The sequence below is a fragment of the Streptomyces sp. NBC_00009 genome (assembly GCF_045040855.1).
Classification (GTDB): Bacteria; Actinomycetota; Actinomycetes; order Streptomycetales; family Streptomycetaceae; genus Streptomyces; species Streptomyces aureus.
Window position 1 is genome coordinate 8049318 of record NZ_CP108312.1, and the last position, 21624, is coordinate 8070941.

22 protein-coding genes are annotated in these 21624 nt (G+C 69.9%); 10 read left to right on the top strand and 12 right to left on the bottom strand.

Features of this window, described 5'->3' with window-relative positions; all coding sequences use genetic code 11:
• Positions 1-4: 4 nt before the first annotated feature.
• The 3 genes from OHA58_RS36625 to OHA58_RS36635 all read left to right on the top strand — a co-directional run bounded on the left by OHA58_RS36625 (position 5) and on the right by OHA58_RS36635 (position 2189).
• Positions 5-631: a glyoxalase gene (locus tag OHA58_RS36625; RefSeq protein WP_405483990.1), complete on the top strand. Its 627-nt coding sequence runs from the start codon at positions 5-7 to the stop codon at positions 629-631.
• Between the two features lie 58 nt (positions 632-689).
• Entirely contained in the window at positions 690-1205 is a 516-nt protein-coding gene (locus OHA58_RS36630) for an iron chaperone (protein WP_405483991.1), read from the top strand.
• A 150-nt stretch (positions 1206-1355) separates the two neighbouring features.
• Positions 1356-2189: an SAM-dependent methyltransferase gene (locus tag OHA58_RS36635; RefSeq protein WP_405483992.1), complete on the top strand. Its 834-nt coding sequence runs from the start codon at positions 1356-1358 to the stop codon at positions 2187-2189.
• 83 nt (positions 2190-2272) lie between these two features.
• Here the strand turns inward: OHA58_RS36635 and OHA58_RS36640 are convergent, their stop codons facing one another.
• A complete protein-coding gene (locus OHA58_RS36640) occupies positions 2273-3232 on the bottom strand; it encodes an NAD(P)H-dependent flavin oxidoreductase (RefSeq protein WP_405483993.1) in 960 nt (319 codons plus the stop codon).
• 212 nt (positions 3233-3444) lie between these two features.
• Between OHA58_RS36640 and OHA58_RS36645 the strand changes: the two genes are divergently transcribed.
• Entirely contained in the window at positions 3445-4692 is a 1248-nt protein-coding gene (locus tag OHA58_RS36645) for an MFS transporter (RefSeq protein ID WP_405483994.1), read from the top strand.
• Here the strand turns inward: OHA58_RS36645 and OHA58_RS36650 are convergent.
• Positions 4685-5626, bottom strand: coding sequence for a LysR substrate-binding domain-containing protein (locus tag OHA58_RS36650; RefSeq protein WP_405483995.1), 942 nt, complete (start codon positions 5624-5626; stop codon positions 4685-4687). The genes OHA58_RS36645 and OHA58_RS36650 overlap by 8 nt on opposite strands.
• A 144-nt stretch (positions 5627-5770) precedes the next feature.
• Between OHA58_RS36650 and OHA58_RS36655 the strand changes: the two genes are divergently transcribed.
• From OHA58_RS36655 to OHA58_RS36670, 4 genes are all read left to right on the top strand, one after another.
• Positions 5771-6781 (top strand): aldo/keto reductase, encoded by a 1011-nt coding sequence (locus tag OHA58_RS36655; protein WP_405483996.1) that lies wholly within the window; start codon positions 5771-5773, stop codon positions 6779-6781.
• A gap of 34 nt (positions 6782-6815) precedes the next feature.
• On the top strand, positions 6816-7241 hold the full coding sequence (locus tag OHA58_RS36660) for an SRPBCC family protein (protein WP_405483997.1): 426 nt from the start codon (positions 6816-6818) through the stop codon (positions 7239-7241).
• Between the two features lie 149 nt (positions 7242-7390).
• The gene (locus tag OHA58_RS36665; protein ID WP_405483998.1) at positions 7391-7822 is read left to right on the top strand and encodes a hypothetical protein; all 432 of its coding nucleotides are present in this window, start codon (positions 7391-7393) and stop codon (positions 7820-7822) included.
• 108 nt (positions 7823-7930) lie between these two features.
• Positions 7931-8494 carry a dihydrofolate reductase family protein gene (locus tag OHA58_RS36670; RefSeq protein ID WP_405483999.1) on the top strand — a complete coding sequence of 188 codons (564 nt, stop codon included), beginning with the start codon at positions 7931-7933 and terminating at the stop codon, positions 8492-8494.
• A gap of 56 nt (positions 8495-8550) precedes the next feature.
• Here the strand turns inward: OHA58_RS36670 and OHA58_RS36675 are convergent, their stop codons facing one another.
• Positions 8551-9348 (bottom strand): PP2C family protein-serine/threonine phosphatase, encoded by a 798-nt coding sequence (locus OHA58_RS36675; protein ID WP_405484000.1) that lies wholly within the window; start codon positions 9346-9348, stop codon positions 8551-8553.
• Positions 9349-9528: 180 nt separating this feature from the next.
• Here OHA58_RS36675 and OHA58_RS36680 point away from each other — a divergent pair, with 180 nt between their 5' ends.
• Positions 9529-10896 carry a phosphoribosyltransferase family protein gene (locus OHA58_RS36680; protein ID WP_405484001.1) on the top strand — a complete coding sequence of 456 codons (1368 nt, stop codon included), beginning with the start codon at positions 9529-9531 and terminating at the stop codon, positions 10894-10896.
• A 119-nt stretch (positions 10897-11015) separates the two neighbouring features.
• Here the strand turns inward: OHA58_RS36680 and OHA58_RS36685 are convergent, their stop codons facing one another.
• The 5 genes from OHA58_RS36685 to OHA58_RS36705 all read right to left on the bottom strand — a co-directional run bounded on the left by OHA58_RS36685 (position 11016) and on the right by OHA58_RS36705 (position 16586).
• Complete coding sequence (locus OHA58_RS36685; RefSeq protein WP_116501250.1) at positions 11016-11603, bottom strand: TerD family protein; 588 nt, start codon at positions 11601-11603, stop codon at positions 11016-11018.
• A gap of 175 nt (positions 11604-11778) precedes the next feature.
• Positions 11779-12993: an acyl-CoA dehydrogenase family protein gene (locus OHA58_RS36690; protein ID WP_405484002.1), complete on the bottom strand. Its 1215-nt coding sequence runs from the start codon at positions 12991-12993 to the stop codon at positions 11779-11781.
• Between the two features lie 6 nt (positions 12994-12999).
• Positions 13000-14034 (bottom strand): phosphotransferase family protein, encoded by a 1035-nt coding sequence (locus tag OHA58_RS36695; protein ID WP_405484003.1) that lies wholly within the window; start codon positions 14032-14034, stop codon positions 13000-13002.
• A 279-nt stretch (positions 14035-14313) separates the two neighbouring features.
• On the bottom strand, positions 14314-16038 hold the full coding sequence (locus OHA58_RS36700) for an MFS transporter (RefSeq protein ID WP_405484004.1): 1725 nt from the start codon (positions 16036-16038) through the stop codon (positions 14314-14316).
• A gap of 83 nt (positions 16039-16121) precedes the next feature.
• Complete coding sequence (locus OHA58_RS36705; protein WP_405484005.1) at positions 16122-16586, bottom strand: MarR family winged helix-turn-helix transcriptional regulator; 465 nt, start codon at positions 16584-16586, stop codon at positions 16122-16124.
• Between the two features lie 231 nt (positions 16587-16817).
• On the opposite strand from OHA58_RS36705, the gene OHA58_RS36710 reads away from it, so the two are divergent.
• Entirely contained in the window at positions 16818-17357 is a 540-nt protein-coding gene (locus OHA58_RS36710) for a YbhB/YbcL family Raf kinase inhibitor-like protein (protein ID WP_405484006.1), read from the top strand.
• A gap of 155 nt (positions 17358-17512) precedes the next feature.
• On the opposite strand, the gene OHA58_RS36715 is transcribed toward OHA58_RS36710, so the two are convergent.
• From OHA58_RS36715 to OHA58_RS36730, 4 genes are read right to left on the bottom strand one after another with little or no spacing between them, the layout of a single operon-like run.
• Positions 17513-19267 carry an acetyl/propionyl/methylcrotonyl-CoA carboxylase subunit alpha gene (locus OHA58_RS36715; protein WP_405485365.1) on the bottom strand — a complete coding sequence of 585 codons (1755 nt, stop codon included), beginning with the start codon at positions 19265-19267 and terminating at the stop codon, positions 17513-17515.
• Entirely contained in the window at positions 19264-19755 is a 492-nt protein-coding gene (locus OHA58_RS36720; protein ID WP_405484007.1) for a cobalamin B12-binding domain-containing protein, read from the bottom strand. The genes OHA58_RS36715 and OHA58_RS36720 overlap by 4 nt, the downstream gene beginning before the upstream one ends.
• A gap of 23 nt (positions 19756-19778) precedes the next feature.
• Complete coding sequence (locus tag OHA58_RS36725; protein WP_405484008.1) at positions 19779-19982, bottom strand: acyl-CoA carboxylase epsilon subunit; 204 nt, start codon at positions 19980-19982, stop codon at positions 19779-19781.
• Positions 19983-20011: 29 nt separating this feature from the next.
• Positions 20012-21592 (bottom strand): acyl-CoA carboxylase subunit beta, encoded by a 1581-nt coding sequence (locus OHA58_RS36730; RefSeq protein WP_405484009.1) that lies wholly within the window; start codon positions 21590-21592, stop codon positions 20012-20014.
• Positions 21593-21624: the final 32 nt, after the last annotated feature.

Here is a 21624-nt window from a genome sequence, read left to right on the forward strand (position 1 = left end):
GTCCATGACCTCCATCGAGTCCATCACCCTCGAGGTGGCCGACCCCACGGCCGCCCAGCGCTTCTACACCGCCGCCTTCGGCCTGGACACTCAGGTCGGACTGAGCGCCTCGGAGGCGCCGACGACCGGCTTCCGCGGTTTCTCGCTGTCGCTCACCGTGTCCCAGCCGGCCGACGTCAAGGCGCTCATCGACGCCGCCCTCGACGCCGGCGCCACACCGCTCAAGCCCGTCACGAAGTCCCTGTGGGGATACGGCGGCGTCGTCCAGGCACCGGACGGGACGATCTGGAAGGTCGCCACGTCCGCGCGGAAGGACAAGGGCCCGGCGACCCGGCAGATCGACAGCATCGTGCTCCTGCTGGGAGTGGCGGACGTGGCTGCGAGCAGGCAGTTCTACGTCGACCGCGGTCTCACCGTGGCGAAGAGCTTCGGCCGCAAGTACGTCGAGTTCGAAACACCCTCGAGCCCGGTCAAGCTGGCTCTCTACGGGCGCCGCGCGCTGGCCAAGGATGTCGGCGTCCCCGTCGACGGCAGCGGATCGCACCGGCTCGTGCTCGGCGGCGACGCCGGGACCTTCACCGACCCGGACGACTTCGCCTGGCAGGCCACCACGGTCGCCTCCGCGGCCTGACCCGAAGCCACCCCCGTCCCGCTCGCCCTGACCACGCATTGCCCGAGAGGAACCTGCCATGACGAACACGCAGAGGACCACGAAGAGCGCCACGAAGAGCGCCACGGGCACCACCGGCACCACCGGCACTGTCACGGCCGACAAGAAGTACGACGGATTCACCGACGAGGAGCGAGGCGCGATGAAGGAGCGCGCCAAGGAACTCAAGGCATCCTCTCGACGCGGATCGCGCACGGCCAAGGCGGACGGCGACAGCGAGGTGCGCGCCAAGATCGCCGAAATGCCAGAAGCGGACCGCGCCCTCGCCGAGCGCATCCACGACATCGTCAGGACCAGCGCCCCGGACCTGGCCCCGAAGCTCTGGTACGGCATGCCCGCGTACGCCAGGGACGGCAAGGTCGTCTGCTTCTTCCAGAGCGCACAGAAGTTCAAGAGCAGGTATGCCACGCTCGGCTTCAGCGATCTGGCGAAGCTCGACGACGGCACCATGTGGCCGTCCGCGTACGCCCTGACCGAGTTGAACGCCGACGACGAGGCGCGGATCGGTGATCTCATCAAGCGGGCGGCCGGCTGAGACCGGCCCGCCTCAAGGGCAGCGCCCGCCCGGTCTCCTTCATCTCGCCATCCGCCAATCGCCGTACCTTGCCCCGGAGTTGATACCTGGGTGGCCGCCTCTGCCGTCGCCGAGAGCATCTAGGGTGAGGGGCGAGATCGTGATCGGCGGATGCTAGGAGAGGGACCTGTGACACGCGACGCACGCCCCGGCGGCCAGGACAGCAGAATCGATACCAGCAGGCCGCACACCGCACGGATCTGGAACTACTGGCTGGGCGGCAAGGACAACTACCCCGTCGACGAGGCGGCGGGCGACCAGATCAGGCAGCTCCACCCGGGCATCGTGGACTACGCACTGGCCGACCGGGCGTTCCTCGGGCGCGCGGTGCGCCATCTGGCCGGCGAGGTGGGGATACGCCAGTTCCTGGACATCGGCACCGGCCTGCCCACGGTCGACAACACTCATGAGGTCGCCCAGCGGACAGCCCCGGACTCGAAGATCGTCTACGTCGACAACGACCCTCTTGTCCTGCGTCATGCCCAGGCTCTGCTCACCAGCGCGCCGGAGGGCAGAACCGACTATCTCGACGCAGACCTGCGCAACGTCGAGCAGATCCTGGAGTCCGCCGCCAAGACCCTGGACTTCACGCGGCCCGTGGCACTGATGCTGCTCGGCGTCGTCATCTTCGTAGGCAATGACGAGGACCCGTACGGCATCGTCCGGCGCCTGCTCGACGCCCTGCCTTCGGGTAGTCATCTCGTCCTGTCCCACACCATTACCAGCCCGGCCATGCCGGACGTGGATGCGGCCGTGGCGTTCTGGAACGAGCACGGCACACCGAAGCTGAACCAGCGCACACCGGAACAGGTCGCCCGATTCTTCGACGGCCTGGAACTGCTGGACCCCGGCGTCGTCTCCTGCTCACGCTGGCGTCCGGAGGGTGCCGCCACCGCGGAGCCTGATGAAGTGGCCATGTTCGGTGGGGTCGGGCGGAAGAGGTAGGGGGAAACTGTGCTGCTGATCTCGAGCCCTTCGGGTCGTGGGTGCGCGGCCCACGAGCCGTAAGTGCGTGGGCAGTTGGTCTGTCAGCGGCGGCCCGCGCGGGTCAGTGCTTCCTGCGTCTGGGCGGCCAGGGCGGGGACGAGGTCGGCTGCCGAGGGGAGGTCGGTGATGAGGTCCACGGCTTCGCCGGCCCAGACCGGCAGCGGGGGCACCGTGCCGCGTGCCACGTCGTCCTGGTAGTTCTGACGGGCCTGGGGGTCGGCCGCGAGTTCCCCCTCGCGGCCGCGCCATTGGTCGAGATACGGGTGGCCGAGGGTGCGGGCGGGGTACTTCGCCGGCCATCGGGAGCCGCGGGCAATGTCCAGCACAGTGCTGCGCTCGGTGTCCTCGCCGCGTCCTTCGAGGATCGCCTTGGTGATCGAGGGGTCGACCAGGGCCTCTGTGGTGGCCTGGAAGCGGGTGCCGATGAGCGCGCCGGCAGCGCCCAGCACGAGTACGGCCGCCACGCCGCGGCCGTCGGCGATCCCGCCGGCTGCCAGTACGGGCACGGGGTCCACGAGATCCACGACCGCCGGCACGAACGGCAAGGTGGAGCGCCCGTGCCGGGCTCCGTGCCCACCGCTCTCGGTTCCCTGGGCCACGATCACGTCGGCGCCCAGGTCCACGGCCTGCTCAGCCTCCTCCAGATCCGTGACCTGAAGGATCAACAGCGCCCCTGCTCGGCGGACACGCTCCGCGTAAGGGCTCGGGTCGCCGAACGACAGCATCACGGCCCTCGGCCCGTACTCGAGAGCCCGCTCCACCACGGCGACGTCGATTCCCCAGGTCAGGAATCCGACGCCCCACGGACTGTCGGTGCCCGCGACGATCGGCACCTCGCGCGCCAGCCACTCCGGGTCCCCGAACGCGCCGCCCAGCAACCCGAACCCGCCGCCGCGTGAGACAGCTGCGGCCAGCGCGCCGCCGGCCGACCCACCCATCGGCGCCAGCGCGATCGGGTGCCGCACGCCGAACATCTCCGTGAACGCTGTCTCTAACGCCATGGCCACATCATCGCTCCCCGCCGAGCTCCTTCCGAGCCTCAGGCCCGCGCGATTCCCTACTCGTAGCTGGGAGATCCACGCGGCCCGAGTGTCCGCACAACGTCTGGTTGTGTTCTCATGGCGGGTCGGTTGTTTGATCTCGTCGTCTGCTCCTCGCTTTGATGTCGGTGGTCAGCGTGTGGTTGTCGGGGGCGGCGAGAGGTGCGGTGGGCGTGAAGGGCAGGCGGGCGCTGGGGCGGCGGTTCGGGTGGTTGTGGGCGGCGTTCGCGGTCAGCTCGTACGGCACGGGGTTCGGGTTCGGCGCGTTTCCGTTGATCGCCATCCTCGTGCTGCACTCCGGGCCGACGCAGGTGGCGGCGCTGGCCGCCGCGGGGCGGGCCGTGGGGGCCGTGGTCGCGGTGCCGCTCGGGCCGTGGATGGAGTTCCGGCGTAAGCGGCCCGTCATGATCGCGATGGACCTGATCCGGTTCGCGGCGCTGATGAGCGTCCCCGCCGCGTTCGCGTTCGGCGGGCTCAGCTTCGCCCAGCTCCTCGTCGTCTCCGTCGTCGTCGCCGCGGCCGACATCGCCTTCAAGGCGGCCGGCGGCGCGTATCTGAAGTCGCTCGTGCCGCCGGAGGACCTGCTCGTCGCGAACGGCCGGTTCGAGTCAACGATGTGGACCTCGATCGTGGTCGGGCCACCGCTCGGCGGGGCCGCGATCGGGATGTTCGGCCCGGTGACGACGGTGATCGCCGACGCGGTCAGCTACCTGCTCTCGGCGCTCGGCATCCGCGCCATCGGAGGGACGGAAGCCCGCCCCGCGCGGGCCGCCGCACCACGGCTGCGCGCCGGTGATCTGCTCGAAGGCTGGCGCTACATCCTCAGCCACCGCACACTGCGCCCGCTGTTCCTCAACTCGATCGTCGTCAACGGCCTCATCATGGCCTCCGAGCCGCTGATCGCCGTGCTCATGCTGAGCCGGCTCGGCTTCGCACCCTGGCAGTACGGTCTCGCGTTCGCGGCCCCGTGCATCGGTGGACTCATCGGCTCACGCATGGCGCACCCGCTCGTGGCACGGTTCGGGCAACGCAAGGTGATGCTCACCGTTGGAGCCCTGCGAGCGTGCTGGCCCATCGGACTGGCGTTCGTCCAGCCCGGAGTTCCCGGGATCGTGCTCGTCATCGCCGTCCAGCTCGGCCTGGTGACCTGCTGCGGCCTGTTCAACCCGGTGCTCGCCACCTACCGGCTCGAACACACCGACCCCGCCCGGGTCGCCCGCACGCTGTCCGCGTGGTCGGTCAGTAGCAGTCTGTCCATCGCGGCCCTGACCGCCGTGTGGGGTGTGATCGCCGCCGTCACCGGCCCCCGCACCGCGATCGCGATCGCCGGAGTCGTACTCCTGGTCACCCCGCTGCTGCTCCCGCGCCGCGAGAAGGCGCCCCGGAACGCGGGGGAGCAGGCCGCCGCCGGCATCACCTGACAGGCTCGTCCGCGGCGTCCGTGACGTCCGTGACGTTCTCGGTGTTCTCGGTGTTCAGTACGGTCGCGCGGAAGGACGTGACAACCGGGCGCAGATCGATCTGGTGCCAGGCGGCCCAGAGGCGTACGGACCTTTGGAACCAGGGGAGTTCACGGACCGTGACCCCCGGGGTGTCGCCCCGCAGCATGCTCTCCTGGACCAGCGCCATGCCGAGGCCCGATGCGGCCAGGCCGAGAGCGGTCAGGGGTTCGGGGGCTTCGAGCCGGATGTCGGGGGTGAACCCGGCCGCCGCGCAGGCGGCGACGAAGTCGTCGCGCCAGGCCGGCTGTTGGCTGTTCTCGATGGCGATCCACGGCTGACCGTCGAGGTCTTCGGGCAGGATCTCCGCCCTCCCGGCAAGCGGATGGCTGCTCGGCATGACAAGGAGCAGGGGGTCTTCCAGGAGGAGGGCGCTGCGCAGGTCGGGGTCCGCCTCGGGGGGTGCCTCCGGTACGAGGGCGATGTCCAGGCTGCGCTGGCGCAGGCCCTCGAACTGCTGGGCAGCGGTCAGGTCGTAGAGGGCGACGTGGATGCCGGGCCGCTCGTCGTGCAGGGCGCGCAGGGCCTGCGGCAGGATCCCGGTGTGCATGGCATCGCCGACGTATCCCACGCACAGCCCGCCTTCCTCGCCGCGCCCCAAGCGGCGGCCGAGGTTCTCGAGCCGGTCCGCGTGCCGCAGCAGGGCCGTGGCCTCGGTGAGGAAGACGCGGCCGTCCGAGGTGAGGCGCAGGCGCTGCTGGCTGCGCTCGAACAGGGTCAGGCCCAGGTTCTTCTCCAGCTGGGCGATCTGCCGGCTCAGCGGCGACTGGGAAATGTGCAGGCGATCGGCGGCCCGGCCGACGTGTTCCTCCTCGGCCACGGCCACGAAATAGCGAAGTTGTCGCAGGTCAAGCATGTAAGACCTCTGGGGACTCAAGTGTGTCCAAGCAAGTCTTGGACAGTCTGACCCCTCGATCTTAACCTCGACAGAGCAAGAGCCGCGGAGCGCGAGAAACCATCCTGAGCTTCGCATCACATGACATACAGAAAGATTCCACTCATGGGTATCAAGTCCCTCCTGCCGGGACCCCTCGGCTTCGGCACCGCCCCGCTCGGCAACATGTTCCGCAGCATCCCCGACGAGGAGGCCGCCGCCACCGTCGAGGCCGCCTGGGACCAGGGCATCCGCTACTTCGACACCGCGCCCTTCTACGGTGCGGGCCTGTCCGAGCTGCGCCTCGGCGAAGTGCTGGCCGACCGGCCCCGTGACGAGTACGTGCTCAGCACCAAGGTCGGCCGCGTCATCCTGGACGAGCTGGAGGACCCCGCCGACCGCGACCTGGGCGAGAAGGGCGGTCTCTTCGAGCACGGCCGCGCGAACAAGATGGTCGACCTCTACACCGCGGACGCCACCCTGCGCTCCATCGAGGACAGCCTCAAGCGCCTGAAGATGGACCGGCTCGACATCGTCTGGGTGCACGACGTCGCCCAGGACTTCCACGGCGACGACTGGCTCAACGTCTACGAGACGGCACGCACCGGCGCCTTCCGTGTCCTGCAGAAGCTCCGCGACGAGGGCGTCATCAAGGCCTGGGGCCTCGGCGTCAACCGCGTGGAGCCGATCGAGCTCACCCTCGACCTGGACGAGCCCAAGCCCGACGCGTTCCTCCTGGCCGGCCGCTACACCCTGCTCGACCACAAGCGGTCCCTGCAGCGGCTGCTGCCCGCCGCCACCGAGCAGAACATCGACATGGTCGTCGGCGGCCCCTACAGCTCCGGCATCCTCGCCGGTGGGCAGCACTTCGAGTACCAGAAGGCCCCCGCGGACATCATCGCCAAGGTCGAGCGGATCAAGGCGCTCGCCGCCGGGCACGGTGTCAGCATCAAGGCCGCCGCCCTGCAGTTCGCCCTGGCGCACCCGGCCACGGCCGCCGTCGTCCCCGGCGCCACCCGGCCCAGCCGCATCGCCGAAGACGTAGCAGCCCTCAAGGAGAACGTCCCGGCCGCCTTCTGGACCGCGCTCCGCGACGAGCAGCTCATCGCCGCCGACGCCCCCACGCCCACTGCCTGACCACCGACTTCACGGCACACGAAAGGAACAGCACATGGCCACCACCACCGCCACCGCCACCATCGACCTCCCCCGATCCGCCGACGACGTCTGGCAGATCATCGGCGGCTTCGACTCCCTGCCCGACTGGCTCCCGTACATCCCCGAGAGCGAGCTGAGCGAGGGCGGCCGCGTACGCCGCCTGACCAATCAGGACGGCGGCGTCATCGTCGAACGCCTCAAGGCCTTCGACGACGACAAGCGCACCTACTCCTACGCCATCGAGCAGGCGCCCTTCCCGGTCACCGACTACCTCTCGACCTTGACGGTGCGCGACATACCCGGCACGCCCGGAACGTCGCGGGTGGAATGGACGGGCTCGTTCACGCCCGTCGGCGTCAGCGAGGCCCACGTCGAGGAGCTCTTCCACGGCATCTACGCGGACGGCCTCGCCGCACTGCTCAAGGCCCTCAACTCCTGAGGACGACACCGGTGTTGGACCGGTCACGCCATGCATCGGGTGCCGACTTGTGACGGTGTCGGCACCCCGGGTGCTCTACGGTCGGGGACTGATGGGTTCGTGGTGTGGAGCAGTCAGTGGCTGCCGCCCTTTCCCGGGAGTGGAGTCAGGTGAAGGACGACGAAGTACGTGCGCGCTTCGACGGCCGTGGCCGCGTCGAGCTGATCCCCGGCCTTTCCACAGCCGCGAAGCTGGGCCGGATCGAAGAGATCGCCCACGCGCTCGGCTACCAGCGGCTCTCCATCGAGAACCTCGGCCGCGCGGGCGTCCGGCTCGTCTATGGACGCGACGACGGCCCCCAGGCGCGCCGCCGCGCCGAGCTGACCATCGCCCGGCTGCGCGAGGGCGGGCCGCTGCTGCCGGCGATCGAGCCGCCTCCGCCCCCGCCACCATCTGCGCCGCCGCCGGCTCCCTCGCAGGCCCCGCCCCGGCAGCGCAGCCGTCCTCTCTCGGCGCCCCCGCCACCCCCACCGCTGTTTCCGCCTTCGCCGTCCCAACCACCGGGCCCACCGTCTGCGCCCTCCAACACCCCCACCTCGTAAGGGCGTCGGCCGCTTGGTCCCCGGCAGTCCCGTCAGGTGCCGATGATTTTCCGGGGCGGGATCGGTCATGAATGGTGGACCAGCCATCCGTTCAGAAGGAGGCGCGGTATGCGTACTCTGGCGATCACCCAGAACATCACCGTCGACGGCTGTGTCGAGATGCTCACCGATTGGTTCGAACCGCAGGCCCAGGGCACCGCGGACATGGCCGATGTGCTGGAAGAGGGCCGTCGCCAGGACAGCCGGTCAGACGCGCTGCTCGTGGGCCGGCGCACCTTCGAGGACTTCCGCGGCTACTGGCCAGGGCTGACCGACGACACCACAGGCATCTCCGACTATCTCGACCAGGTGCAGAAGTACGTGGTGTCCAGCTCGATCGAGGACCCGCAGTGGGAGAACTCGACCGTGCTGTCCGGTGACGCGGTCAAGGAGGTCACCGCGCTGAAGGCGCTGGAGGGCGGCAAGGACATCGTGCTCACCGGCAGCATCACCTTGGCCCACACGCTGATCGAGGCGGGCCTCGTCGACGAGTACCGCCTCTTCGTGTACCCGGTCGTCCAGGGCCGTGGCAGGCGACTCTTCCCCGATGGTTACGAGGTCCCGCGACTGCGCCTCGTGGACTCGAAGTCGTTCCGGAGCGGGATCGTGCTGTTGCGCTATGTCCCGGCCTGAGGGCGGGGAAGGGTCTTACTGGCTGGGAGCGGGCCGGCCGATCGGTCGTTGTCGGGTCAGCCGGTGACGCTGACCAGCGCGATCGTGACGTTGTCGGGACCGCCTGCGGCCATTGCGGCCTTCCACAGCTCGAAGACAGCCCGGCCCCCGTCGTGCGCCCGAAGGATGTCGTCGATCTCGTTGTCGAGCACGGGGTCGGTCAGGCCGTCGCTGCACACCAGCATGCGTGTACCTGGGGTGAGCGGTGACCTGCTGACGTGCGGCGTGATCGCGCTGAACGCCGGTGCGCCACCGAGCGCCTGCGTGATGATCGACGTGGTGCGCCGGCCCCGCGCGAGGGCCGGGCTGTCGTCCACGCTCAGCTGGTGGAGCGTGTCGTCCGTGGCGGCCCGGGCACCGGCGGGGCCGCCGTTGCCGGCGCTGCCGTCACCGGACGGGCCCACTTCGATCACCCTGCTGTCGCCGACGTTGAACACGAGCAGTTCCTGTTCGAGGATCACGACACCCGCGACGGTAGTCCCCATCGTGGACAGCTCCGGGGCGCGGTCGGCCGCCGCGTACACGGCGTGATTGCACATCCCCAGCGCGTCACGCACCGCTTCCTCGCCGTCCAGCGCAGGCCCGAAAAGGGCGAGCCGGCGGACGACGAGGCTGCTGGCCACCTCGCCGGCCGGCTGCCCGCCGATGCCGTCGGCGACAGCGACCACGAGTGGACGGCCGAGCGGGAACGCCATCGTCTGCGGATTCTCCGTCACCGTTGCGCACAGTGTCCACGGGCCGACGACCAGGCTGTCCTCGTTGTGCTCGCGCCTGAGTCCGGGGTGGCTCAGTGCAGTGACCGATATGTACGGCATAGCCGGTGCCGCCTCTCCGCGAAGGAGCGCATCATCCGCACCACCATTGTCGCGCCGGAGAGCGGCTCGGGTCGTGCACGCGTCCCGAGTTGCGCGGTGCCGCGAACGGGGTTAGCCCGGAGGTAAGGGCAGACACATGCCTGCCGTCATCTGTGAGGGGCTCCGAGAGGGGCGAGCGCTGTGCGGTTCAGGGATCGTACTGATGCCGGGCGGCGGCTTGCCGCAGCGGTGCAGCATCTGCGAGATGAGGAGCCGGTCGTCCTCGGGCTGCCGCGTGGCGGTGTTCCGGTGGCCTTCGAGGTGGCGCGTGCGCTGGGCGCCCCGCTCGATGTGATCGTGGTTCGCAAACTCGGCGTCCCGTACCAGCCGGAGCTGGCCTTCGGTGCGATCGGCGAGGGCGGCGTGCGGGTCCTCAACGACGACGTCGTGCGCCACTGCGGCATCGAACCGGACCACATCGCGGCCGTCGAGCGCGCGGAGCGACAGGAGCTGGAGCGGCGGGCACGGCGGTACCGCGCCGGGCGGCCCGCGTCGGCCGGCGAGGACCGAACGGTGGTGAGGGGTGAGGCTCCCACGGTGATCGGTGAGGCCCGTACGGTGATCGTGGTGGACGACGGGATCGCCACCGGCGCCACGGCGGCAGCTGCATGTCAGGTCGTACGGGCGCAGGGGGCCGCCCGCGTGGTCCTTGCCGTGCCGGTCGCGCCGCCCGACGCGGTGCGCCGACTGAGCGCGGTGGCCGACGACGTGGTGTGCCTCTCCGTACAGCCCCTGTTCGGTTCCGTCGGTGAGTGGTACAGCGACTTCTCACAGACCACGGACGAGGAAGTGGCCGCGTGTCTGGCCCGGGCCGTGCCCGACCCCGCACGCGTCCGGCCTGCACCGGTCACGACTGGCGTAGAGGTGGAGGCCGCCGGAGTCCGGCTGGCCGGAGACCTCGCGCGGCCGGAAGGGGCCGCGGGCCTGGTGATGTTCGCCCACGGCTCCGGCAGCAGCAGGCACAGTCCGCGCAATCGGGCGGTGGCGGAGGTGTTGCAGGAAGCGGGCCTCGGCACGCTGCTGTTCGACCTGCTCACGCCCGCCGAGGAGGCCGACCGGGACAACGTCTTCGACATCGGCACGCTCGCCGGCAGGCTGGCGGGAGCCACCCGCTGGCTGCGCGACCGTGAGTCGGCACCGATCGGATACTTCGGTGCCAGCACCGGGGCCGCGGCGGCGCTCCGGGCGGCCGCCGACGACCCGGACATCGGCGCCGTGGTGTCCCGCGGCGGACGGCCCGACCTCGCCGGGCCGCGCCTCGACGACGTACGAGCGCCGACCCTGCTCATCGTCGGCGGGGCCGACACGATGGTGCTCGACCTCAACCGTGTCGCCCAGGCTCAACTCCGTTGCGAGAACAGGCTGGAGATCGTGCCGGGAGCCACGCATCTCTTTGAGCAACCCGGAGCGCTCGACCGGGTCGCCGACCTCGCGAGGCAGTGGTTCACCACGCACCTGACGGCAGGCAGCGACCCTTCGACGTCGGCGCGCCGGGCGCCACATCACTGAGCGGTCCCTCACCCGGGACAGAGAAGCGGAGCCGGGCACGGACACGACGAGCCCGGCTCACTGCTTATTGATCCCCGTCTACCTTATTGATCCCTGTCTACCGGCTTATTGATCCCCGTCTACCGGTTGCTCACGGCGAAACGCATCAGCGCCCGCTCGTCACCCTGCTTGATCTTCCCGGTCTCGTTCAGCACCTCGAGCTTCCAACTGCCGTCGACCCGGATCGCCTTGGCGACACGGCAGCCGTTGTCGTTGGTGAGCAGGCTCGGCCAGATGTCGGCGACCTGCTGGGAGGTGCCACCGGTCGCGTCGTACACCTTGAAGCTGATGTTCCGCGCCTTCTGGAAGGAGCTGGACTTCTTGTACGCGGCGGCCACGAACACGATCGACGTGATGTTCGTCGGGATGCGGCCGAACTCGACGGTCACGGTCTCGTCGTCCCCGTCACCGCGCCCCGTCTGGTTGTCGCCGCTGTGCACCAAGGAGCCGTTGCCCAGCGGGTCCAGGGAGTCGAGGCCTGCGAGCCGTACCGGGTCAGCGCCCTGCAGCGCGATGGCGATGAGGTCGAGGTCCGTGCCGACGTTCCGGCGGAGCTTGCCCATCAGCCCGCCGCTGCTGCCGGCGGTGGGGTCCCAGGACACCCCGATCGACAGGTGGGTCACACCGTCGAGATCTGCCGGTCCGTCTTCCTTGGTGAGCGTGATCATGTGAATCCCTCGTGATGGTGGAGTGCAATGCATGAAGTCTGCCGATATCACTCGTCGCTTGATACACCAGGTCCGAAATTGGCGACGGCAAGGGCACTTCAACAGATGTGGCCCCCGCCCGACCGGGCAGGGGCCACATCGCGATTCCGGCTCCGGTGGGCCAGATCTCCACGTGTCAGAGGTACTTCTTCAGCTCGCGCCGGGCCAGCGAGCGCTGGTGGACCTCGTCGGGGCCGTCTGCGAGGCGCAGGGTGCGCGCGCCCGCCCACAGCTCGGCCAGCGGGAAGTCCTGGCTGACACCGCCCGCTCCGTGCAGCTGCACGGCCTGGTCGATGATGTCGACGACCGTGCGCGGGGTGGCGATCTTGATGGACTGGATCTCCGTGTGGGCGCCCTTGTTGCCGACGGTGTCCATCAGCCAGGCCGTCTTGAGGACGAGCAGGCGCAGCTGCTCCACCGCGACCCGCGCGTCCGCGATCCACTCCTGTACGACGCCCTGCTGGGCCAGCGGCTTGCCGAACGCGGTACGCGCCACGGCCCGCTTGCACATCAGCTCGATGGCCCGCTCGGCCATGCCGATCAGCCGCATGCAGTGGTGGATACGGCCCGGGCCGAGCCGCGCCTGGGCGATGGCGAAGCCGCCGCCCTCCTCGCCGATCAGGTTGCTCACGGGGACGCGGACCCGGTCGAAGACGACCTCGGCGTGACCGCCGTGGTAGTGGTCCTCGTACCCGTACACCTGCATGGCGCGCCGGATTTCGAGGCCGGGGGTGTCGCGGGGGACGAGCACCATGGACTGCTGGCGGCGGATGTCGGAGCCCTCGGGATCCGTCTTGCCCATCACGATGAAGATCTTGCAGTCCGGGTTCATCGCCCCGGAGATGTACCACTTGCGGCCGGTGATGACGTACTCGTCGCCGTCGCGCTCGATGAGCGTGGTGATGTTCGTGGCGTCGGAGGAGGCCACCTCCGGCTCGGTCATCGCGAACGCGGAGCGGATCTCACCGGCGAGCAGGGGCTCCAACCACTGCTTCTTCTGCCGCTCGTCGCCGAACTGGGAGAGCACCTCCATGTTGCCGGTGTCGGGGGCCGCGCAGTTGAGGGCCGTGGGCGCCAACTGCGGGCTGCGGCCGGTGATCTCGGCCAGCGGCGCGTACTGGAGGTTGGTCAGCCCGGCGCCGTACTCCGCGTCGGGCAGGAAGAGGTTCCACAGGCCCTGCCGCCTGGCTGCGGCCTTCAGCTCCTCGACGACGGCCGGGGTGTCCCAGGGGGAGGCGAGCTGCGCGCGCTGCTCGTGGGCGACGGCCTCGGCCGGGTACACGTGCTCGTCCATGAAGGCGAGGAGTTTCGCCCGCAGTTCCTCGGTGCGCGCGTCGAATGCGAAGTCCATTGCGGGTCAGCCTTTCTGAAGGGTCGTCAGGCCGTGGTCGATGAAGACGGGCACGAGCTCACCGATACGGTCGAAGCCGGCGCCGACGGTCTGGCCGAGCGTGTAGCGGTAGTGGATGCCTTCGAGGATCACGGCGAGCTTGAACCACGCGAAGGCCGTGTACCAGGAGACGGCGGACACGTCGCGCCCCGAGCGTGCGGCGTACCGCTCGATGATCTCGGCCGGGTCGGGGTGCCCGGCGGCCGCGGCGGTCGTGGAGACGGGGGAGTCGGGCATGTCCAGCTTCGCGCTGTACATCACCAGCAGGCCCAGGTCGGTGAGCGGGTCGCCGAGCGTGGACATCTCCCAGTCGAGGACGGCCTTGATCCGGTCGACGCCGTCGGCGTCCTCGTTGATCAGGACGTTGTCGAGGCGGTAGTCGCCGTGCACGACCGTGGGGGCGGGCGAGGTGGGCAGCGAGCGGCCCAGCGCCGCGTGCAGCTCGTCGACGCCGGCCAGCTCGCGGTTCCTGGACGCGTCGAGCTGCTTGCCCCAGCGCCGCAGCTGCCGGTCGAGGAACCCCTCGGGCCGCCCGAAGTCCGCGAGGCCCACCTCGGCGGGGTCCACGGCGTGCAGGTCGACGAGGGTGTCCACGAGGCTCAGCACGGCGGCGCGGGTGCGCTCCGGGCCCAGCTGCGCGAGCTGGTCGGCCGTGCGGTACGGCGTGCCCGCCACGTACTCCATCACGTAGAACGGCGCGCCGAGCACGCTGTCGTCCTCGCACATGAGCAGTGCCTCGGGCACCGGCACGGAGGTCGGGTTCAGGGCGCTGATCACCCGGTACTCGCGCTTCATGTCGTGCGCGGTGGCGAGCACATGACCCAGCGGCGGACGCCGGACCACCCAGGTCGACGAGCCGTCGCCGACGATGTACGTCAGGTTCGACCGGCCGCCCTCGACGACCCGCCCGGACAGCGGACCGGCCACGAGCCCCGGGCGCTCCCGGTCGAGGTGGCCGCGCAGCTGGTCAAGATCGAGACCTGGGGGGTGGCCGGCGCTCATCATTGCTCCTACAGGACGTCTGAACTGGACGGACTCATCATCCTGACTAGTCGGTATGTCGTCTAGTGGGCGCCACTAAAGTGATCGGAGTCTCAGCGGGATTCGGACGTCCAGGGGCGTTGCCGCGGGTGGCTGAGGGCCTCGGCCGAGCTCAGGGCCCCGAGGTTCTGGAGGCCGGGCCCGACCAGGCGGGCGCGCTGCGCACCGCCGAGGCCCGCGGCGAGGCCCGGCCACCGTGAACCGGGCACAGACGTGCACCGCAGCCCGGACGGCAATGGCTCAGACCGCGTTGTTCCGCATCTCCGCCAGGCTGTCCTTGGTCAGGTGCCGGGGTGTGCTGTCGGGGTCGACGAGGACGACCGTGCAGGTGGCGGAGTGGGTGAGGGCGGTGGTGAGGCTGCCGTCGGCGAACTGGGTGACGGGGCCGCGCGGCGAGCGCCCGATGGCCACTGTACGGGCGTGCACCTCCGCCGCGTGGTGGGCGAGGGCGCGGCCCGCGGCGGCGTGGTCGCCCACGCTCGTCAGGATCTGCCCGGTGGCAGCGACGCCGTCGGCGCTGAGGCGGTCGAGGTGGGCGGTCACGGCCGCACGGGCCTGCTCGTCCGTCTCGGTGTCGACGGCCTGTTCCTCGACCACCGCGGTCTGCTGGACGTGGACGACCTCGAGCGGGCTGCCGGTGTCGCGAGCGAGCCGGGCCGCGGCGTCGACGATGGAGGCGGCCCTGTCGTGGGCGCCCACCGCGACGATGACGGGCGGCGCGTCCGTCGCAGCGGCCGGGCTGCCGACGGGGGTGAGGGACGGGGTGACGGGCTCACCCTCGCCCAGGATCGCCTCGGCCTTGCGCAGCAGACCGTGGCCACTGGCCAGCACGGGGATGGCCAGGAGGAAGGTGGCGGCGCCCAGGTAGAAGGGAACGCTCAGGTCCGTGGCGTCTGCGAGCTTGCCCGCGACGAAGGGGGCCAGACCGCCGCCGATGAAGCGCAGGAACCCGTAGGCGGATGAGGCCACGGGGCGCTCGACGGGGGAGACGAGCATGACGGCCTGGGTCGTCAGGGTGTTGTTGATGCCGATGAAGGCGCCGCTGACGATGACGGCCACGATGACGACCGTGGGGTTGCTGACGCCGGCGGCGATGAGCGCCATCACGATGCCGAGGCCGAGCAGGTTCGCGTACAGGACGGGGGCGGTGCCGAAGCGGGCCTGCAGGCGCGGGGCGAAGAAGACGCTGAAGGCGGCCACCAGCAGGCCCCAGCCGGTGAAGACCAGGCCGAGCTCGTGCGCGTTCAGCTCCATCGGGTACGGGGCGTAGCCGAGCATCGTGAAGAAGCCCCAGTTGTACAGCAGGGCCATGATGCCCATGGTCAGCAGACCGCGGTGGCGCAGCGCCTTCAGCGGTGCGATCGGCGAGGTGGGGCGCTTCGGCTTGGGCAGTGAGGGCACGAAGGCGAGGGTCGCGACCAGTGCGATGGCCATCAGGACGGCTACACCGAAGAACGGGCCGCGCCAGCTGATGCCGCCCAACTCCCCGCCCAGCAGCGGCCCGACGGCGATGCCGAGGCCGAGCGCGGTCTCGTACAGGATGATCGCGCCGCCGAAGCCGCCGCTCGCGGAGGCGACGATGACGGCGAGGGAGGTGGCGATGAACATCGCGTTGCCCAGGCCCCAGCCGGCCCGCATGCCGACGATGCCGCTGACGGAGCCGGCCATGCCGGCCAGGGCGGCGAATACGACGATGACGACCAGGCCCACGACCAGGGTGCGCTTGGCGCCGATGTGGCTGGATATCCAGCCGACGAAGAGCATGGCGACCGCGGTCACGATCAGGTAGCTGCTGAAGAGCAGGGAGACCTGGCTGGGTGAGGCGTGCAGGTTCTCGGCCAGGGCGGGGAGGATCGGGTCGACCAGGCCGATGCCCATGAACGAGATCACGCAGGCGAACGCCACGGCCCAGACGGCCTTGGGCTGCTTGAAGGGACTGGCGGCCTTTCCATGCGATGCACTCATGTGCGGTTCTCTCCAAAGGGTCGACAAGCGGTGGTGGGGGAGAGCGGACAGATTTGCGGGGTGATGGTGGGTGGCGGGGTGGGTCAGTCGTGGGCCCGGCGGTCCCGGATGGCGCGGGCCAGGGCGGGCAGCGCGGTCCGTACGGCCTGCTGCTCCGGCTCGGTCAGCTCCCCGATGAGCAGGTCGAGAGCCCGGGCCCGCTCGGCGCGCCGCTGCCGGAAGACCTCGAGGCCGCTGTCGGTGGCCTCCACGAGGACGGCCCGGCCGTCGTTGTGGTCAGCCACACGGCGTACCAGGCCCGCGCGTTCCATGCGGGTGACGAGCTGGGTCATGTTCGGCTGCGAGACGCCTTCGGCCCTGGCCAGCTCGCTCAGTCGGCACGGGCCCTCGCGGCCCAGCCGGCCGATCGCGGACGAGGCCGCCGTGCTCAGGCCACCCGCGACGGCGCTCTGCCGCACGTAGCGGACCATCTGCTCCACGGCGATCATCAGGCCTTCGGCCTGGGCACCGACTTCCATGCCCCGCTTATCCATAAGCGGATTATGCATCTACATGTAGCGTGAATCAATATCGCGTGCGCAGGATTTTCGTGTGCTCGGGCAGCGCAGTTTCAGGAGGTATATCGACTTGGACGGACGTTGCTCGGGGCAGAAGTCGCCCATTTGCGGCGTGCGCCGTGTGCCGGTGTCGTGCGACTGTCGAGGTGTGGCCGATCAGGGCGGGTCGGTCACCGACCACTCCGCGAGCACCTGACCGCCTGACCAGAGGAGAAGAAGCACATGGCCCACTCCTTCGATCCCTACAGCGTCCTGCCCTCTGTGCCCGCGTTCGGCTTGCACAGCACGGACATCGAGGACGGAAAGCCTCTCGATGTCGCGCAGTGCAGCAGTCTCTTCGGCGGCCCGGGCGAGGACCGCTCCCCACAGCTGTCCTGGGAGGGGTTCCCGGCCGACACGCAGAGCTTCGCGGTGACCTGCTTCGACCCGGACGCGCCTACGGGGAGTGGCTTCTGGCACTGGGCGGTGTACGACATCCCCGCGTCGGTACACCAACTGGAGGCCGGTGCCGGGGCGCCAGGCGGGAAGTACCTTCCTGCCGGAGCGAAGATGCTGGCCAACGACGCGGGCGGGAACAGCTTCCTCGGCGCCGCACCGCCGCCCGGGCACGGTCCTCACCGTTACATCTACGCCGTCCATGCGCTGGACACGCCCGAGCTGGATGTGCCGGCGGCGGCTTCCCCGGCGTGGCTGGGCATCGAGCTCTTCACCCATGCGGTGGCGCGGGCCACAATCGCCCCGATCTACGAGACCCCGGCGTGAGGGCATAGGAGCGAGCGCGCGACAGCCCGGGAGGAGGTCCTCCTGGGCTGTCGGCTGTCGGCTGTCGGTCGTCGGCTTTGGGCTCGTGGGCCGGTGGGCGGCGACGCTCACCGTGAGCTCAGGACGCGGGCCGGAGCTCGGCCCACCGGGCCGTATCAGTCCTTGATCTCGCAGATGGTGGCGCCGGAGGTGATGGAGGAGCCGATTTCGGCGTTGAGGCCCTTGATGATGCCGGTGCGGTGGGCGTTGAGGGGCTGTTCCATCTTCATGGCTTCGAGGACGACGACGAGGTCGCCTTCCTTGACTTCCTGGCCTTCCTCGACGGCGATCTTGACGATGGTGCCCTGCATCGGGGAGGCGAGGGTGTCGCCGGAGGCGGCCGGCCCGGACTTCTTCGCGGCGCGTCGCTTGGGCTTGGCGCCGGCGGCGAGGCCGGTGCGGGCCAGCGACATGCCCAGGGAGACCGGCAGGGACACCTCGAGGCGTTTGCCGCCGACCTCGACGACGACGGTCTCGCGGCCGGCTTCCTCGTCGGTGTCGGTGTCGGGGGTGGCGGCGAAGGGCTTGATCTCGTTGACGAACTCGGTCTCGATCCAGCGGGTGTGGATGGTGAACGGGTCGCTGGTGAAGGCCGGGTCGGTGACGACGGCGCGGTGGAAGGGGATGGCGGTGGCCATGCCCTCGACCTCGAACTCGGCCAGGGCGCGGGCGGCGCGCTGCAGGGCCTGTTCGCGGGTGGCGCCGGTGACGATCAGTTTGGCGAGCAGGGAGTCCCAGGCGGGGCCGATGACGCTGCCGGTCTCGACGCCGGCGTCGAGGCGCACGCCGGGGCCGGTGGGGGGTGCGAAGCGGGTGACGGTGCCGGGGGCGGGGAGGAAGCCGCGGCCGGGGTCTTCGCCGTTGATGCGGAACTCGAAGGAGTGGCCGCGCAGGGCGGGGTCGTCGTAGCCGAGTGCTTCGCCGTCGGCGATGCGGAACATCTCGCGCACGAGGTCGATGCCGGCGACCTCTTCGGTGACGGGGTGTTCGACCTGGAGGCGGGTGTTGACCTCGAGGAAGGAGATGGTGCCGTCCGCGCCGACGAGGAATTCGACGGTGCCGGCGCCGACGTAGCCGGCTTCCTTGAGGATGGCTTTGGAGGCGGTGTAGAGCTGCTCGTTCTGCGCGTCGCTCAGGAAGGGGGCGGGGGCCTCTTCGACGAGTTTTTGGTGGCGGCGCTGCAGGGAGCAGTCGCGGGTGGAGACGACGACCACGTTGCCGTGGGTGTCGGCCAGGCACTGGGTCTCCACGTGGCGGGGCTTGTCGAGGTAGCGCTCGACGAAGCATTCGCCGCGGCCGAACGCTGCGACGGCTTCGCGTACGGCGGAGTCGTAGAGTTCGGGGACCTCTTCGAGGGTGCGGGCGACCTTGAGGCCGCGGCCGCCGCCGCCGAAGGCGGCCTTGATGGCGATGGGCAGGCCGTGTTCGCGGGCGAACGCGACGACCTCGTCGGACCCGGATACGGGGTCTGGGGTGCCGGCGACCAGCGGGGCGCCGGCGCGCTGGGCGATGTGGCGGGCGGCGACCTTGTCGCCCAGGTCGCGGATGGCCTGCGGGGGCGGGCCGATCCAGATCAGGCCGGCGTCCAGGACGGCCTGGGCGAACTCGGCGTTCTCCGACAGGAATCCGTAGCCGGGGTGGATGGCGTCCGCGCCCGAGTCCTTGGCGGCCTGCAGCACCTTCGCCATGTCGAGATAGCTGGTGGCCGGGGTGTCACCGCCCAACGCGAACGCCTCGTCCGCCGCCCGGACATGCGAAGCGTCCCGGTCCGGTTCCGCATATACGGCAACGCTCGCGATACCGGCATCCCGGCACGCCCGCGCCACGCGGACAGCGATTTCGCCACGGTTGGCGATGAGGACTTTCTTCAGCATGCCGGCTCCAGCGCGGGGTCCGTGGTCTCAGTGATGGCGGTCGTGTCAGTTGTGGTCAGCAGGCGGTCGACGGTCTCGACGATGCCGCCGATGCCCGCGCCGGGGGTGAACACGGCGTGGACGCCCAGTGCTTCGAGGGCTGCGATGTCGGCGTCGGGGATGATCCCGCCGACCAGGATACGGACGTCGCCGGCATCCTCTTCGGCCAGCAACTGGAGCACCCTCTCGACGATCGTCAGGTGGGCACCCGACAGTACGGAGAGCCCGAGGAGCGGCGCGTCCTCCGCGATGACGGTCGCGACGATCTGCTCCGGGGTCTGGTGCAGGCCGGTGTAGATCACCTCGTAGCCCGCGTCGCGCAGCGCCCGGGCGATGACCTTGGCGCCACGGTCGTGGCCGTCCAGGCCGGGCTTGGCGATCACCACGCGAGCGCGCGGGGCCGGTGCGTGGCCGGCGCGATGCGCCCCCTGTTGCACGGTGTTCATGAACTCTCCGATCGGGTGGTTGTTCAGCGCGGCCAATAGGTGCGCGCCCAGGCCGCGGGCCCGTGCTGAGGCAGGGAGTTGATGCGTGAGGGGTCGGCCCATGCGTCGCGGGTGCCTGCCGCGCGGGGCGGGGTGGTGGCCACCGCCGCGGCGCGGGCCTGGACCACCGCCAGTGCGGCGGCCAGCTCCTCGGGGGTGGGGTTGCCCCGTACGACCTTGATCATCATGACGGCTCCGGTGGGCTCTGCAACGGTTTCTACAGCGGGATGTTGCCGTGCTTCTTGGGCGGGAGGTTTTCGCGTTTGGTGCGGAGCTGGCGCAGGCCTCGGACGATGTGGGCGCGGGTGTCGGAGGGCATGATCACGGCGTCGATGTAGCCGCGTTCGGCTGCGGTGTAGGGGTTGAGGAGGGTGTCCTCGTACTCCTGGATGAGGCGGGTGCGGGTGGCTTCCTGCTCGGTTGCGGGGGCGGCGGCGATGGTGCGGCGGTGCAGGATGTTGACCGCTCCCTGGGCGCCCATGACCGCGATCTGTGAGGTGGGCCAGGCCAGGTTGAGGTCGGCGCCCAGGTGCTTGGAGCCCATCACGTCGTAGGCGCCGCCGAACGCCTTGCGGGTGATGACCGTGATCAGGGGGACGGTCGCTTCGGCGTAGGCGTAGATGAGTTTGGCGCCGCGGCGGATGATGCCGGTGTGTTCCTGGTCCACGCCCGGCAGGAAGCCGGGGACGTCGACGAAGGTGAGGACGGGGACGTTGAACGCGTCGCAGGTCCGCACGAAGCGGGCGGCTTTCTCGGAGGCGTCGATGTCGAGGCAGCCGGCGAACTGCATGGGCTGGTTGGCGACGATGCCGACCGGGCGGCCCTCGACGCGGCCGAAGCCGGTGAGGATGTTCGGCGCGAACAGCGACTGCGTCTCGAAGAATTCCGCGTCGTCCAGGACGTGCTCGATCACGGTGTGCATGTCGTAGGGCTGGTTCGCGCTGTCCGGGACGAGGGTGTCGAGTTCGTCGTCCTGCGGGGTGCGGGCCAGGTCCGCTTCCTCGGGGAAGGCCGGGGGCTCGGACAGGTTGTTCGAGGGGAGGTAGGACAGGAGGGTTTTGACGTATTCGATGGCGTCTTTTTCGTCGCCGGCCATGTGGTGCGCGACGCCGGAGCTGGTGTTGTGGGTGCGGGCGCCGCCGAGTGCTTCGAAGCCGACGTCCTCGCCGGTGACGGTCTTGATGACGTCGGGGCCGGTGATGAACATGTGGGAGGTCTGGTCGACCATGATCGTGAAGTCGGTGATGGCGGGGGAGTAGACCGCACCGCCCGCGCAGGGGCCGACCACGAGGCTGATCTGGGGGATGACGCCGGAGGCGTGGGTGTTGCGGCGGAAGATCTCGCCGTACATGCCGAGCGCCATGACGCCTTCCTGGATGCGGGCGCCGCCGGAGTCGTTGATGCCGATGACGGGGCAGCCCGTTTTGAGGGCGAAGTCCATCACCTTGATGATTTTCTGGCCGTAGACCTCGCCGAGGGCTCCGCCGAAGACGGTGAAGTCCTGGGAGAAGACGGCTACCGGGCGTCCTTCGACGGTGCCGTAGCCGGTGACCACTCCGTCGCCGTAGGGCTTGTTCTCGTCCAGGCCGAACGCGGTGGAGCGGTGGCGGGCGAATTCGTCGAGTTCTACGAACGAGCCGTCGTCCAGGAGCAGTTCGATGCGCTCACGCGCCGTCAGTTTGCCCTTCGCGTGCTGCTTCTCCACCGCGCGTGCGGAGCCGGCGTGCGTGGCCTCGTCGATCCGGCGCTGCAGGTCCGCGAGCTTTCCCGCGGTCGTGTGGATGTCGATTTCGTTCACTGATTGCTCCACCGGGGCTGACTGGTCATCGG

Excerpts from the sequence above, each read along its gene's own strand:
- OHA58_RS36700 (WP_405484004.1), bottom strand. The coding sequence starts at position 16,038 with ATGAGTGCATCGCATGGAAAGGCCGCCAGTCCCTTCAAGCAGCCCAAG.
- OHA58_RS36675 (WP_405484000.1), bottom strand. The coding sequence starts at position 9,348 with ATGCCGTACATATCGGTCACTGCACTGAGCCACCCCGGACTCAGGCGC.
- OHA58_RS36650 (WP_405483995.1), bottom strand. The coding sequence starts at position 5,626 with ATGCTTGACCTGCGACAACTTCGCTATTTCGTGGCCGTGGCCGAGGAG.
- OHA58_RS36640 (WP_405483993.1), bottom strand. The coding sequence starts at position 3,232 with ATGGCGTTAGAGACAGCGTTCACGGAGATGTTCGGCGTGCGGCACCCG.
- OHA58_RS36685 (WP_116501250.1), bottom strand. The coding sequence starts at position 11,603 with ATGATCACGCTCACCAAGGAAGACGGACCGGCAGATCTCGACGGTGTG.
- OHA58_RS36705 (WP_405484005.1), bottom strand. The coding sequence starts at position 16,586 with ATGCATAATCCGCTTATGGATAAGCGGGGCATGGAAGTCGGTGCCCAG.
- OHA58_RS36710 (WP_405484006.1), top strand. The coding sequence starts at position 16,818 with ATGGCCCACTCCTTCGATCCCTACAGCGTCCTGCCCTCTGTGCCCGCG.
- OHA58_RS36630 (WP_405483991.1), top strand. The coding sequence starts at position 690 with ATGACGAACACGCAGAGGACCACGAAGAGCGCCACGAAGAGCGCCACG.
- OHA58_RS36670 (WP_405483999.1), top strand. The coding sequence starts at position 7,931 with ATGCGTACTCTGGCGATCACCCAGAACATCACCGTCGACGGCTGTGTC.
- OHA58_RS36655 (WP_405483996.1), top strand. The coding sequence starts at position 5,771 with ATGGGTATCAAGTCCCTCCTGCCGGGACCCCTCGGCTTCGGCACCGCC.
- OHA58_RS36660 (WP_405483997.1), top strand. The coding sequence starts at position 6,816 with ATGGCCACCACCACCGCCACCGCCACCATCGACCTCCCCCGATCCGCC.
- OHA58_RS36635 (WP_405483992.1), top strand. The coding sequence starts at position 1,356 with ATGCTAGGAGAGGGACCTGTGACACGCGACGCACGCCCCGGCGGCCAG.
- OHA58_RS36720 (WP_405484007.1), bottom strand. The coding sequence starts at position 19,755 with ATGAACACCGTGCAACAGGGGGCGCATCGCGCCGGCCACGCACCGGCC.
- OHA58_RS36725 (WP_405484008.1), bottom strand. The coding sequence starts at position 19,982 with ATGATGATCAAGGTCGTACGGGGCAACCCCACCCCCGAGGAGCTGGCC.
- OHA58_RS36695 (WP_405484003.1), bottom strand. The coding sequence starts at position 14,034 with ATGAGCGCCGGCCACCCCCCAGGTCTCGATCTTGACCAGCTGCGCGGC.
- OHA58_RS36690 (WP_405484002.1), bottom strand. The coding sequence starts at position 12,993 with ATGGACTTCGCATTCGACGCGCGCACCGAGGAACTGCGGGCGAAACTC.
- OHA58_RS36625 (WP_405483990.1), top strand. The coding sequence starts at position 5 with ATGACCTCCATCGAGTCCATCACCCTCGAGGTGGCCGACCCCACGGCC.